Source organism: Kitasatospora sp. NPDC057738 (assembly GCF_042798815.1).
Lineage (GTDB): Bacteria > Actinomycetota > Actinomycetes > Streptomycetales > Streptomycetaceae > Kitasatospora > Kitasatospora lactacystinica.
Map to the genome: position 1 here is coordinate 16,417 of NZ_JBHVJT010000030.1, position 13,346 is coordinate 29,762.

General features: G+C 75.9%; 10 protein-coding genes. 6 read left to right on the plus strand and 4 right to left on the minus strand.

Annotated features, from left to right (window positions below):
- Positions 1-60 precede the first annotated feature (60 nt).
- The 3 genes from ACFVGO_RS18190 to ACFVGO_RS18200 all read right to left on the minus strand — a co-directional run bounded on the left by ACFVGO_RS18190 (position 61) and on the right by ACFVGO_RS18200 (position 2,831).
- Positions 61-945: a S1 family peptidase gene (locus ACFVGO_RS18190; RefSeq protein WP_380632780.1), complete on the minus strand. Its 885-nt coding sequence runs from the start codon at positions 943-945 to the stop codon at positions 61-63.
- A 592-nt stretch (positions 946-1,537) separates the two neighbouring features.
- The gene (locus ACFVGO_RS18195) at positions 1,538-2,095 is read right to left on the minus strand and encodes a GNAT family N-acetyltransferase (RefSeq protein WP_380632783.1); all 558 of its coding nucleotides are present in this window, start codon (positions 2,093-2,095) and stop codon (positions 1,538-1,540) included.
- Between the two features lie 64 nt (positions 2,096-2,159).
- Positions 2,160-2,831, minus strand: coding sequence for a phosphoribosyltransferase family protein (locus tag ACFVGO_RS18200; protein ID WP_359912641.1), 672 nt, complete (start codon positions 2,829-2,831; stop codon positions 2,160-2,162).
- Positions 2,832-3,206: 375 nt separating this feature from the next.
- Here ACFVGO_RS18200 and ACFVGO_RS18205 point away from each other — a divergent pair, with 375 nt between their 5' ends.
- From ACFVGO_RS18205 to ACFVGO_RS18230, 6 genes are all read left to right on the plus strand, one after another.
- Entirely contained in the window at positions 3,207-3,641 is a 435-nt protein-coding gene (locus tag ACFVGO_RS18205) for an STAS domain-containing protein (RefSeq protein WP_380357179.1), read from the plus strand.
- An 11-nt stretch (positions 3,642-3,652) separates the two neighbouring features.
- Positions 3,653-4,138 carry an ATP-binding protein gene (locus ACFVGO_RS18210; protein ID WP_359912647.1) on the plus strand — a complete coding sequence of 162 codons (486 nt, stop codon included), beginning with the start codon at positions 3,653-3,655 and terminating at the stop codon, positions 4,136-4,138.
- 113 nt (positions 4,139-4,251) lie between these two features.
- A complete protein-coding gene (locus tag ACFVGO_RS18215; RefSeq protein WP_359912650.1) occupies positions 4,252-4,623 on the plus strand; it encodes an STAS domain-containing protein in 372 nt (123 codons plus the stop codon).
- A gap of 206 nt (positions 4,624-4,829) precedes the next feature.
- A complete protein-coding gene (locus tag ACFVGO_RS18220) occupies positions 4,830-8,672 on the plus strand; it encodes a HAMP domain-containing protein (RefSeq protein WP_380632788.1) in 3,843 nt (1,280 codons plus the stop codon).
- A gap of 109 nt (positions 8,673-8,781) precedes the next feature.
- Positions 8,782-11,166, plus strand: coding sequence for a SpoIIE family protein phosphatase (locus tag ACFVGO_RS18225; RefSeq protein ID WP_380632791.1), 2,385 nt, complete (start codon positions 8,782-8,784; stop codon positions 11,164-11,166).
- A 62-nt stretch (positions 11,167-11,228) separates the two neighbouring features.
- Positions 11,229-12,296 carry a polyprenyl synthetase family protein gene (locus ACFVGO_RS18230; protein ID WP_380632878.1) on the plus strand — a complete coding sequence of 356 codons (1,068 nt, stop codon included), beginning with the start codon at positions 11,229-11,231 and terminating at the stop codon, positions 12,294-12,296.
- Between the two features lie 56 nt (positions 12,297-12,352).
- Here ACFVGO_RS18230 and ACFVGO_RS18235 read toward each other — a convergent pair whose 3' ends face one another.
- Positions 12,353-13,309, minus strand: coding sequence for a glycerate kinase (locus ACFVGO_RS18235; RefSeq protein WP_380632794.1), 957 nt, complete (start codon positions 13,307-13,309; stop codon positions 12,353-12,355).
- Between the last annotated feature and the right edge of the window lie 37 nt (positions 13,310-13,346).

The window sequence follows — 13,346 nt, forward strand, 5'->3', positions numbered from 1 at the left end:
CCTCCTCTCCCCCCCCCCCGCCGGTCCTCTCCCCCCACGGCTCGGGCGGAAGGGCTCGGGTCAGTAGACGCTGACGTTGTACGCGGAGAGCGCCGCGTTGACCGGCTGGTAGAAGGTCGTCCCGCCGGAGGTGCAGTCGCCGCTGCCGCCCGAGGTGAGGCCGAGTGCCTTGGTGCCGTCGTACAGCGGGCCGCCCGAGTCGCCGGCCTCGGCGCAGACGTTGGTCTGGATCAGGCCGCGGACGGTGCTGCCGTCGGTGTAGCGCACGGTGGCGTTGAGGCCGGTGACGGTGCCGCCGTGGGTGCCGGTGGTCGAGCCGGTGCGCTTCACCGCCTCGCCGACGACGGCGTTCGGGGCGGAGGTGAAGCCGCCCGGGTGGCTGAGGGCGCTGTTGTCGTAGCGGACCAGCGCGTAGTCGTGGCCGGGGAAGGTCGAGCCGATGGTGGGGCCGATCAGGGTGCTGTGGGCGACGTCGGTGTACCAGTTGGCCGCGACGTTGCCGCAGTGCCCGGCGGTGAGGAAGTAGTAGGTGCTGCCGCTCACCACGTTGAAGCCGAGCGAGCAGCGGTACTCGCCGCCGTAGATGGCGTCGCCGGCCGCGAGCAGCGGGGTGAACACGCCGGGGACGCGGTGGACGTCGAGGTTGGGCGCGGAGGGGCCGGCGGCCTTCATCAGCCGGGCGAGCGAGGACGGGGAGACGGTGCTGTCGGCGGTCACCACGACGCGTCCGGCGGCTTCGTCGACGTACCAGGCCGTGCCGTCGACCTCGGCGTTCAGAATGGCGTCGCTGATCGCCGAGAGCTGTTCCGGTTCGGCGGTGCGGGTGGGAGCGGCGGCGGCGCCCGGCGCGGCGACCGCGGTCGCGGTCAGCAGGCCGAGGGCCGCGGCGAGCAGGCGGAAGCGGCGTGTGCTGCCGGTGCGGGGCGTGGTGCGCGTGGTCCTCACCGATCTCCTCCTGAGGGGGTGACGGCCCTGAGGGTTGGGGCCGTGAAGCGCGGTCAGGGGATGGGCGGACCCCGGTCGTTGCTCTCCGGAAGCACGGCGGATGATCAGCTCCTGATCGGCGCTGACCGGAAGTATGAGGAAACGGACCGTTCGGTACAAGCTTCCCGAGGGGGTGTCGGCGGACCCGCAGGTCCGGGAGTGAGCCTGCGGGTCCGCCGTTCGGCGGTTGCCGTGCGGTTCCTGCCCGGCGGGCACCGGTGCGGGCCCGGTGAGGTGCCGGTGAGGCGCTGGTGAGGTGCCGGCCATGGCGTGCCTCGGTCGAGGTGATGAACCGTCGGCCGAATGTCCCGGAGAAGCGATCGGAAGAAAGTGTTATCGGCGTGGACGGGGAGGGTCTCCTGGGCACGGGAGCGAACGCGCGACGCCGTGGGTGAGGTCCACGGCGGGACCGCGGAGTTCGAGATGGGGCACTGCGCGGGGAGCCGGAAGGCTCCGACCGCGTCCGCTCCCGACGCGTCGGCCGGATCGTTGCGACCCGGCCGACGCACCCGGCGGTCCGCATGCTCTCCCCCCTGGCTGCGGACCGCCGGGCTCACCGGGCCGGGGCCTGCCCCCGGGGCAGCCGCCAGACCAGTTCCTCCCCGGTCTCGGCCGGGGCGAGCGCCTCCGCCGGTCGGCGCAGGTACTCGGTGAAGCCGAGCCGGGCCGGGACGGCGCCGCTGGCCCGGTTGGCCGGGTCGTGGACGATCTCGACGTACTCCACCCCGGGGAGCCGGAAGGCCTCACCGGCCAGGGCCCGCACGCTCCGGGTGGCCAGCCCGCGCCCGGTGGCGGCGGGGTGCAGCCAGTAGCCGATCTCGCGGACCCCGGCCGGGGTGTCCTCGCGCCGGAACAGCCCGCAGGCGCCGACGATCGCGCCGTCGAGCACGATCGCGTACGTGAAGTCCTGCCCGCTCGCCCAGAGTTCCGCCCGGCCGGTGAGGAACTCGGCGGTCTTGGCCCGGCTGTGCTCGGCCACCCAGGGCATCCAGGGCCGCAAGTGCTCCAACGACTCCTCGATGACCGCGAAGAACTCGGGCAGGTCCGACTCGCCGTCGATGCGGCGAAGGACGGCCCCGTCCAGGGCGATGACGTGCTGGGGATGGTTCATGAGCAGGAGGATGGTCCGTGCACCCTCTGCCCGGCAACGGGTTTTGGCGGGGGCCGCAGGCGGCTCAGCCCCGGCCGGCCCCGGCGCGGCCCGCCGGGGTGCGCCGCTGCAGCAGGACGGCCGCCTCGCGGTCGGTGACCTCGTGGAACTCGCCGTACCAGGGCCCGGCGGCGTGCGCGTAGCGGGGCAGGTGGAGGCAGACCACCGCGTCCACGTCCCGGCCCAGGTCGGCCGCGATCCGGGCGTCGCAGACCGGCGCCGCGAGGATCAGCCGCGCCGGGTGGTCGGCGGCGAGGGCGTGGACGGCCGCCCGGGCGGTGAGGGCGTCGGTCAGGCCGTCGGAGACCAGGACGACGGTGCGCCCGTCCAACGGCAGCCGGTCCCGGCCCGGGCGGTAGAGCGCCTCGCGGCGGTGGACCTCCACCCGCTCCCGCTTGACGCTCGCGCCCAGCTCGGCCGCGGTGACGCCGAGGTTCCTCAGGGTGTGCCGGTCGACCAGCGGCGCGTCGCCGTCGGCGATCGCGCCGATCGGGCGGTCGTGGCCGCGGACGGCCAGTGACCGGACCACCGTGGCGTCGAGCGGGGCGTCCAGGGCCTCGGCGACCTCCGCCGCCACCGGCAGCCCGCCGGGGGCGAGCCCGAGAACCACCACCCCGGTACCGGCCCGGCCGCTCAGCAGCGGGGCGAGCCTGCGGGCCAGCTGGTGTCCGGCGGTGCTGCGGTCGAGGAATCTCACGGGTCCGTCCTTGTTCTCCTGCGTTCGTGCCCCTGCCGGGCCCCGGGGCGGCACGAACCGGCGAGCGTCCCGCGGCCCCGCCACCAAGGCGACTTCCCCGCCACGGCGGGCTCTAACGTCCTCGCGCGAAACGTCTGCGCGCGAAACGTCCTCGCACGCCGGCCTGCGCGGGCGACCCGGACGTGCTCCCGGGCCGGCGGCGGTACGTGTGTCCCGGCCGGGTTCGGGCAGACGCGGGGCATGGACGACCGACCGACGGTGCTCCAGCCCGTACCCGGGATACTCGCGGGTACGGCCGTCCGCGCGGCCCGGCACGGCGCGCGCGATGATGGTGGGGACGGCGCCCCGCCGTCCCCACCGGACCGGGAGCGAGCCATGCCACGGCCATCCGAGCAACCCTGCGAGCCCACCGGGGAGCACGAGTCCGGCGACCTGTGGGTCGAGGTCGGGGACCGGGGGCCGGTACGGATCGTCACCGTCACCGGGGAACTGGACCACGACACGGCGGACAACCTGCGGACCGCCCTCGCCCGGCCGCCGTCGGCGGCGGGCATCGAGCGGATCGTCGTCGACCTCGCCGGCCTGCGGTTCTGCGACTCGACCGGGTTGAACGTCCTGCTGCGCGCCCGGCTGGACGCCCAGGGGGACGGCGTGCGGCTGGAGCTGGCAGGCGCCGGCCCGCTGGTGGTGCGGCTGCTCGCGATCACCGGGGCCGACGGCGTGCTGCGGGTCCACCCCGACCTCCGCACGGCGCTGGAGGCGCCCGGCGAGGGCCCGGCCGGGCCCGCCGCACCGCCCGACCCGAGGTGAGGAGGCAGACCGTGGACCGCCCCGGGAACGGTGGGCCGCCGAGTCGGGACCAGACCAGGCGGCTGGTGCTGGAGGGCAGTGCCGGCGCGGTGCAGCGCAGCCGGGAGTTCAGCCGGCGGGCGCTGGTGTCCTGGCACTGGCTGCCGGCCCCCGACGAGGACCGGAGGGCCGCGGCCGAGGACGTCCTGCTGATGGTCTCCGAGCTGGTCACCAACGCCTGCCTGCACGCCTCCGGCGGCCCGCGCGAACTGCGGCTCCACTGGGACGGCGCCCGGCTGCGGGTGGAGGTCGCGGACGCCAGCCCCGTACCGCCGCGGCTGCGCCCGTTCGCCGGCGCCGGCCGACCGGGCGGGCACGGGCTGCGGGTGGTGGACCGGCTCGCCGACGCCTGGGGCTTCCGGCCCGACGACGGCGGGAAGCTGGTCTGGCTGGAGGTGCCGCGCCCGCCGGCCCTGACGGCGGCCGGTTCGGACGGGGAGCCGCAGCGGCCCGAATGACCGCCCCCTTCCCCGCCCGGGGGTTTCCGGCGCTCCGCAGCGGACAGCCGCATGGATGTGAGCGCCGGCATCGGCCCGAGCCCGGTCCTCACCGAGCGAGAGGAGCCCGAGCCATGACGCGGCGCCCGTCGAAGTGCGGCAGTCCGACCGTCGACCGGGCCGAGGGGCTGACGGTCGAGATCCGGCCGTGGGCCCTGGGCACCGTCCTGGTGCTGCTCGGCGAACTGGACCTCGACTCCAGCGCGGACCTGCGGGCCGCGCTGAACCGGACCTTCGCCGAGCCGGCCGGCGTGGTCGTGATGGACTGCGCCGGACTGGAGTTCTGCGACTCCACCGGGCTCAACGCCCTGCTGCGGGCCAAGGCCCGGGCGGCGGTGGACGGCAGCCGGATCGAGCTGGCCCGGCCCCGGCCGCTGATCCTGCGGATGCTCGAACTCACCGGCGCCACCGACGCCTTTCCGATCCGCGAGACCGTACCGGGCTGAGGCCGGTGGGGCCGCTGGAGCCTGCCGCCCCCCAGCCCGGGCCCGTCCGCCCCGAGTGCCGCCGCCCGGCCCCGGGCGCGTCCGCCCCGAGTGTCGCCCCCGGCCCGCGGTGGCACAGTGGGAGCAGGGCGGCAGCCCGTCGCCCTCGGGTCCGAGGTGCCCGGACGGCGCACCCCGGCCGTGCGAGCGATCCGGACGGTGGGCGGATGGACGAGCACCCGGTAGCCGCAGCCCCCGCGGCCGACCCGGCCGAGCAGGCACTGCGGCAGCTGCTCGCCGGGCTGACGGCCGTGCGCGACGGGGACTTCCGGACCCGGCTCGCCCCGGACCGGCCGGGGGTGCTGGGGGAGATCGCCGAGGTCTTCAACGGCATGGCCGACCAGCTGGCCCGGGTGACCGCCGAGGTGACCAGGGTGGCCCGGGAGGTCGGCAGCGACGGGCGGCTCGGCGGCCAGGCGCAGGTACCGGACGCGACCGGGACCTGGCTGGAGCTGACCGACTCGGTGAACGCGATGGCCGGCAACCTGACCTGGCAGGTGCGCAACATCGCCCAGGTCACCACGGCGGTCGCGCGCGGCGACCTCACCCAGAAGATCGAGGTGGACGCGCGCGGCGAGATCCTGGAGCTCAAGAGCACCGTCAACACCATGGTGGACACCCTGTCCTCGTTCGCGGACGAGGTGACCAGGGTGGCCCGGGAGGTCGGCACCGAGGGCCGGCTCGGCGGCCAGGCGCAGGTGCCGGGCGTCGCCGGGACGTGGCGCGACCTGACCGACTCGGTGAACGCGATGGCGGGCAACCTGACCTGGCAGGTGCGCAACATCGCCCAGGTGGCGACCGCCGTGGCCGAGGGGGACCTCACCCAGAAGATCTCGGTCGCCGCCCGCGGGGAGATCCTGGAACTCAAGACGACCATCAACACGATGGTCGACCAGCTCTCCTCGTTCGCGGACGAGGTGACCAGGGTGGCCCGGGAAGTGGGCACCGAGGGCCGGCTCGGCGGCCAGGCGGACGTCCGGGACGTCTCCGGCACCTGGCGGGCTCTCACCGAGTCCGTCAACGTCATGGCCGACAACCTCACCGCCCAGGTCCGTTCGATCGCCGAGGTGACCACCGCCGTCGCGGAGGGCGATCTGACCCAGAAGATCCGGGTCGACGCGCGCGGCGAGATCCTGGAGCTGAAGGAGACCATCAACACGATGGTCGACCAGCTGTCCTCCTTCGCGGACGAGGTCACCAGGGTCGCCCGGGAGGTCGGCACCGCCGGGAACCTGGGCGGCCAGGCCACCGTGCGGGGAGTCTCCGGGACGTGGAAGGACCTCACCGACAACGTCAACGTGATGGCCTCCAACCTGACCGGCCAGGTCCGCTCGATGTCCGAGGTGGCGACCGCGGTGGCACGCGGCGACCTCTCCCGGAAGATCACCGTCGAGGCCGAGGGCGAGGTCGCGGCCCTCGCCGCCGCCATCAACACCATGGTGGACACGCTGTCCGCCTTCGCCGACGAGGTCACCAGGGTCGCCCGCGAGGTCGGCATCGAGGGCATCCTGGGCGGCCAGGCCCGGGTGCCCAACGTCGCCGGGACCTGGAAGGACCTCACCGACAACGTCAACTTCATGGCGCACAACCTGACCAGCCAGGTGCGCAACATCGCCCAGGTCACCACCGCCGTCGCCGACGGCGACCTGACCCGCAAGATCGACGTGGACGCGCGCGGCGAGATCCTGGAGCTCAAGACCACCGTCAACACGATGGTCGACCAGCTGTCCTCGTTCGCCGCCGAGGTGACCAGGGTGGCCAGGGAGGTCGGCAGCGAGGGCCGGCTCGGCGGGCAGGCCCGGGTGGAGGGCGTCTCCGGCACCTGGAAGCGGCTCACCGAGAACGTCAACGAGCTGGCCGGCAACCTCACCCGGCAGGTCCGCGCCATCGCCGAGGTCACCAGCGCCGTCGCGGCCGGAGACCTGACCCGCTCGATCAGCGTGGACGCCTCCGGCGAGGTCGCCGACCTCAAGGACAACATCAACGCGATGGTCGGATCGCTGCGCGAGACCACCCTGGCCAACCAGGAGCAGGACTGGCTCAAGAGCAACCTGGCCCGCTTCTCCGCCGCCATCCAGGCCCGGCGGGACATCCGCGCCGTCGCCGGGATGATCACCGACGAGCTGACCCCGCTGGTCGGCGCCCAGTACGGCGCGTTCTTCCTCGCCGAGGAGGGCGCGGACGGCACCGAACTGGCCCTGATCAGCGCCTACGGCCGCCCGGCCGGGGAGCAGCGGCGGCTGCGGCTGGGGGAGTCCCTGGTCGGCCAGGCCGCCCGGACCCGGCGGACCGTCGCCGTGGACGACCTGCCGCCCGGCTACGCCACCGTCTCCTCCGGAGCGGGCGGCGCCGACGCCCGCTCGCTCGTCGTCCTGCCGATCGCCCTGGAGGAGTGGCTCATCGGCGTGCTGGAGTTCGCCTCGGTCCACCCGTTCACCCAGGTCCACCGCGACTTCCTGACCCAGTTCGCCGAGGCCTGCGGGGTCAACCTCGGCAACCTGCTGGCCAACGCGCGCACCGACGAGCTGCTCGGCGAGTCCCAGCGGCTCACCGCCGAACTCCAGTCCCAGTCGAAGGAGTTGCAGGAAGGACAGGAGGAACTGCGCCGCTCCAACGCCGAACTGGAGGACAAGGCCGCGCTGCTCGCCCAGCGCAACCGGGACATCGAGGCGAAGAACCTGGAGATCGAGCAGGCCCGCCAGGAACTGGAGGAAAGGGCACAGGAGTTGACCCGGACCTCGATGTACAAGTCGGAGTTCCTGGCCAACATGAGCCACGAGCTGCGCACCCCGCTGAACAGCCTGCTCATCCTCGCCCAGCTGCTCGCCGAGAACAGCGGCGGCAACCTCACCCCCAAACAGGTCGAGTACGCGGGCGTCATCCACTCGGCCGGCACCGACCTGCTCCAGCTCATCAACGACATCCTGGACCTCTCCAAGGTGGAGGCCGGGAAGATGGACCTGTCCATCGAGCCCTTCGCGGTGCGCGAACTGCTGGAGTACGTGGAGTCCGGCTTCCGGCCGCTGGCCGACCAGAAGGGGCTCGCCTTCGAGGTGGCCGTCGACCGGGCCGTGCCGGAACGGATCGTCACCGATCAGGCGCGGCTGCGCCAGGTGCTGCACAACCTGCTCTCCAACGCCGTCAAGTTCACCGACACCGGCCGGGTCGAGCTGCGGATCGAACGCGTCGAGGAGGCCGAGCTGCCGCCCGGACTCGGGCGCGCGCCCGCCGCGGTGGCCTTCCACGTCGACGACAGCGGGATCGGCATCGACCCGGCCCACCTGGACACCATCTTCGGAGCCTTCCAGCAGGCCGACGGCTCCACCGCGCGGCGCTACGGCGGCACCGGCCTCGGCCTGTCGATCAGCCGGGAACTCGCCCGGCTGCTCGGCGGCACCATCACCGTCCGCTCCGCGACGGGGCAGGGCAGCCGGTTCACCCTGTACCTGCCGCTGGGCGATCAGGCGGCGGCGGTGACGACGGGCGACACGCCGGTGCTCGGGAACGGGGGCGACGAGAGCCCCCCGGCGGTCGAGAGCCCCGCGGCGGTGGAGAGCCCCTCGGCGGTGGAGGAGACCGGGGAGACCGGGGAGAGCGAGGAGAGCGACGCGCCCCCGGCCGTGGCGGGACCGCTCGTCGGACGGACCGTGCTGATCGTCGACGACGACATCCGCAACGTCTTCGCGCTCACCGCAGCCCTGGAACGGCACGGGCTGACCATCCTGCACGCCGCCGACGGCCGCGCCGGGCTCGACCAGCTGCGCGCCCACCCGGAGACCGACCTGGTGCTGATGGACGTCATGATGCCCGAACTGGACGGCTACGCCGCCATCGCGGAGATCCGCGCCGACGCCCGCTTCGAGCGGCTGCCGGTCGTCGCCGTCACCGCCAAGGCCATGCCCGGCGACCGGGACCGCAGCCTGGCCGCCGGGGCGGACGACCACATCACCAAGCCGGTCGACACCGGCCGGCTGCTGGAGCGGATGCGGGAATGGCTGGACGCGTCATGACGGCTCCCCGGCGCGGGGGAACCGCGGCCCGGCACTCGGGCACCGCGGCTCGTCGGGCCGGCACCGCGCCCCGCCCCGACGGCACCGCGCCCCGGCCCCGGGGCGCGCCGTGACCGCCGGGCCCGAGTCCGCCGAGCAGGAGTCCGCGGGGCAGGAGCCCTCGGCGCAGGAGGCCGCGGAGCGCACCGCCCGGGCCCTGGCCGAGACCGTCCGTCGTCTCCGGGCGGCCGCCGCCCGGGCGCACGCCGAGGCGCGGACCAGGGCAGCCGTCGACCTCGCCACCGGCATCCTGGCCGAGCGGCTCGGCCTGCCCGTCGCCGAGGCCGCCGCGCACCTCGCCCGGCTGGCCCGGGAGTCGGGCGTGCCGGTGCTCGTCCTGGCGACGGACATCGCGCGCCTCCCGGAGCCGGGAACGGAACCGGAACTGGAACCGGGACAGGGCCCGCGAACGGACCCGGACGGCGGACCCGGACCGGCGGCCTTCGGCCTCCCCGCCGCCGAACCGCCCGAGGCCGGCCCGCCCGTCGCGCCCGCACTCGCCTCCGCGCCCGACCTGGAGCACGCCGCCCGGGCCGTGCTGGACCAGGCCGCGGCGGCGTTCGGCGTCCGCGCCGTGGCCGTCTGGCAGCGGCTGCCCGGCGGCGCGCTCGCCCTCGCCGCGCACGCCGGGCTCCGTGCCGAGGAGGCGGCCGGCTGGTTCCGGGTGCCGCCCGGCGTCCCCACCCCGGCGCAGCTGGTCGTCGGCGGGGGAGCCGAGCTGTGGCCCGGTGAACCGGGGGCGGACGGTCCCTCGGTCGGCGGCGCCGCCGACCGGGCGGTCGTCCCGCTGCTCGACCGGCGCCGCCGCACGGGCGCGCTGGAGCTGCTCTGGCCGGCCACCGGCCCCGATTCCGCCCCGGTGCTCGGCCCGGCCCGGCGCCGGGGCCTGTACGCCCTCGCCGACCTCTGCGCGACCCTGCTCGGCCCACCCCCGGAGCCCGTGCCTCCCGAGCGGGCCGACGACCTCCTGGACGGTCTGCTCACCCCCGCGCTGCTGCTGGCCCCCGTCCTGCGGGCCGAGCGGATCGCCGACTTCACGGTGGTCCGGGTCAACGCCCGGTTCCGCGACCCGCTCGGCCGGCCCCGGGAGGCACTGGAGGGCGCCTCGCTGCTGGAGACCTACCCGGTCGCCTCGGCCGCCGGGCTGCTCGACCGGCTGCTGCGCGCGTACGAGACGGGCGTGCCGTCGACCGCCGAGCGGGTCCGGCTGGCCTTCCGGGAGCAGGGGCCCGCCGTCCCGGTGGCCGTGCTGCTCTCGGTCGTCCCGCTCGGCGGCCGGGTGCTGGTCTGCTGGCGGCTGGACGACGAGCGGGAGGAGGACGAGCACGCCGCCCTGCTGCGCCAGGCCCAGCGGCTGGCCCGGGTGGCCGGGTTCGAGGAGCGCCCCGCCGAGGGCCGGATCCGCTGGAGCGACGGGCTGCGCGAGCTGTACGGGCTGCCGCCGGACGCCTCGCCCGTACCGCTGGACCGGCTCGTGCGGCACACCCACCCGGACGACCGGCCGGCGGTCCGGCGGCTGCTGGACACCGTCCGGCACCACCACCGCACCGCCTCCGCGGTGGTCCGGCTGGACCGCCCGGACGGCACCCACCGCTTCACCCGGGTGATCGCGGAGCCGGTGGTGGACGAGACCGGCCGGCTCGTCGCCGTCCGCGGCGCCTACCACGACGTCTCCGCCCAGCACTGGACGGAGGTCGCGCTCGGCGCCACCCGGGAGCGGCTGGCCGACAGCGAGCAGGAGTCGGCCGAGCGGGCGCAGCTGGCACTGCGGCTGCAGCAGGCGATCCTGCCCGCCGCCCCGCCCCCGCTCGCCGTCACCGGCCTGCACGCCGCCGTCCGCTACCGGCCCGCGGCCCAGCGCGACCGGGTCGGTGGCGACTGGTACGACGTGCTGGTGCTGCCCGACCGGCGGGTGCTGCTCGCGGTCGGCGACGTGGCCGGGCACGGCGTCGGCGCGGCCACCGGGATGGTCGCGCTGCGGCACGCGCTGCGCGGCCTCGCCGTCACCGGGGCCGGCCCGGGCCGGCTGCTGGAGTGGGCCAACACCGTGGCCCTGCGCGAACCGGGCCAGGTCACCGCGACGGCCGTCTGCGTGCTGGTGGACCCGGTCGGCGGCGAACTGCGCTGGGCCCGGGCCGGCCACCTGCCGCCGATCCGGCTCGGCGCGGACGGCGCCCAGGTGCTGCCGCTGCCGCACGGCGTGCTGCTCGGCGCGCTGGACGACGCCGAGTACGAGGAGCGCACCGCCAGGCTCGACCCGGGTGACGTCCTGCTGCTCTACACCGACGGGCTGGTCGAACGCCGGGACCGCCCGGTGGAGGAGTCGGTGGAACAGCTGCTCCGGGCGGCCGGCGCCCCCGGCCCGGACCTGGAGCAGTACCTGGACCGGCTGCTCGAACTCAGCCCCGCCGACACCGACGACGACACCTGCCTGATCGCCGTCCAGACCGAGTAGGCAGGGCGGCTGCGCGGTCCCGTACGCCGGATGCGAGGGTGGGCCTCGTGAACGAGACGATCATGGCAGCCGCCCGCGAACGAGCCGCCGGACACCGGCGCCGGTTCGACCTCCGCTTCGAGGCCTACTTCGCGGCCCTGCCGGAGCGCCTCGACACGCCGTCGCTCAGCCGCTTCACCCCGCGCTGCCTGGAGCTGCTGCGGGACCTCTCACTGCGCGGCGGCAAGCGGCTGCGGGTCGCCCTGCTGTACGAGGCGGCCCGCCTGGTGACCACCGACCCGGTGCCCGGCCTGGCGGAGGCCGCGCTGAGCATCGAGCTGCTCCAGACGCACGGGCTCGTCCACGACGACATCATCGACGACGCGCCCGTACGCCGCGGCGGCCCCTCCACCTACTACGCGTACCGCCGGGAGTTCCCGGAGGCGGACCGCACCGCGCTCGGCCTGGCCGTCCTGGCCGGGGACCTCGCCGCCTTCCTCTCGATGCGGGTCCTGCTGGAGGCGGACGTCCCCGCCGAGCTGCGCCAGGCGATGCTGGAGGTGCAGCTGAACGCCGGTGCCGAGACGGTCGCCGGCCAGATCCTCGACCTCGAACGCGACTTCCTGCCGCTCCCGGACGAGGAGTTCCTGCACACCGTCTGCGAGTACAAGTCGACCCGCTACTCCGTCCTCGCCCCGCTGCGGCTGGGGCTGCTGGCCGCCGGCGAGGACGTGGCCGAACACGACGCACGGCTGCGCCGCTACGCGACCCCGGTCGGCATCGGCGGCCAGCTGCGCGACGACTACCTCGACCTGTTCGGCGACGAGGACGCCACCGGCAAGTCCACCGGCGCCGACCTCCGCGCGGGACGCCGCAGCTACGCCGTGAGCGCCCTGCTCGCCCGCGCGGACGAGGCGCAGCGGGCCGTGGTGGAGTCCGCGCTCGGTGACCCGCACTGCCCGGCCGATGAGGTCGAGCGGGTCCGCGAGCTGGCCCGGCGGCTGGGCGTGGACCGGAAGCTCCGCGCCGACATGCGCCGCTGCGCCGACGCGGCCCGCGCCGAAGCCGAGAGCTGGCGCCCGCACTGGCGGGAGGAGGCGGTGGCCTTCTTCGAGGGCCTGCCGCCGGCGAACGTGGTGCCGGGCGGGTGACCCGGGCGGCCCGGTCCGCGCCGAGCGCGTGGGGACCGGGCCCGGACGGCGGGGGGTCAGCCCGCCGCGTCGTGGGCGAGGCGGGCGCCGGCGCGGACCAGCCACTGGCGGGCGTGCTCCCGGGCGGAGGCCGGGTCGCCCGCGAGCGCGGCGAGGGTCAGCACCCGGTCGTCGGCCGACTCGCCCGCGACGATCCGGGCGGGGACGCCGGCCCGGGCGGCCCGGGCGAGGACCTCGCCGACCGCCTTGCCGCGCAGGCTGGTCGCGTCGTACCGGCCCTCACCGGTGATCACCAGATCCGCCGCGGCGATGTCCCGGTCGAGGCGGAGGAGGTCGGCGACGGCGGCCGCGCCGGGGCGGATGACGGCGCCCCAGGCGGCCGCGAGGCCGTAGGCGGTGCCGCCCGCCGCACCGGCGCCGGGCCGCGCCGGGTCCGCGCCGAGGAGCGCGGCGAGCCGGTTGAGGCCCTGGTCGAGCAGGGCGACCTCGCTCGGGTCCGCGCCCTTCTGCGGGCCGTAGACGGCGGCGGCGCCGTCCGGGCCGAGCAGCGGATTCGTGACGTCGGTGAGCAGCACCACGCCGTCGGGCGGCGCCGGGCGCAGGCCCGTGGCGTCGACCCGGTGGGCCCGCGGCAGTGCTCCGCCGCCGTCGGGGAGCTCCCGGCCCCGCGCGTCGGTCAGCCGCAGGCCGAGCGCCGCGAGCAGGCCGCTGCCTCCGTCGGTGGAGGCGGAGCCGCCGAGGGCGACCGCCAGTCGGCGCGCGCCCGCGTCGAGGGCCGCCGCGACGGTCTCGCCGGTGCCCCGCGTGGTCGCGGTGAGCGGCGCGGGGCGGGACATCAGGGGCAGCCCGCTGGCGACGGCGAGTTCCACCAGCGCGGTGCCGTCGGGCAGGAGGGCGTACCGCCCGGCGACCGGCCGCCCGTCGGGGCCGGTGCAGCCGGGGACCTCGTGCTCGGTGGTGCCGGGCAGGGCGGCCGCGGGGGGGGGGGGGGGGGCCTCCCCCCCCTCTGCCACCCGCCGCCCGACCCCCCCCTCCCCCCACCCCCCCAAA

What these genes read in the sequence shown, in the direction of transcription:
- ACFVGO_RS18195 (WP_380632783.1), bottom strand. Translation starts at nt 2,095, where the DNA reads ATGAACCATCCCCAGCACGTCATCGCCCTGGACGGGGCCGTCCTTCGC.
- ACFVGO_RS18205 (WP_380357179.1), top strand. Translation starts at nt 3,207, where the DNA reads ATGCCACGGCCATCCGAGCAACCCTGCGAGCCCACCGGGGAGCACGAG.
- ACFVGO_RS18215 (WP_359912650.1), top strand. Translation starts at nt 4,252, where the DNA reads ATGACGCGGCGCCCGTCGAAGTGCGGCAGTCCGACCGTCGACCGGGCC.
- ACFVGO_RS18220 (WP_380632788.1), top strand. Translation starts at nt 4,830, where the DNA reads ATGGACGAGCACCCGGTAGCCGCAGCCCCCGCGGCCGACCCGGCCGAG.
- ACFVGO_RS18230 (WP_380632878.1), top strand. Translation starts at nt 11,229, where the DNA reads ATGGCAGCCGCCCGCGAACGAGCCGCCGGACACCGGCGCCGGTTCGAC.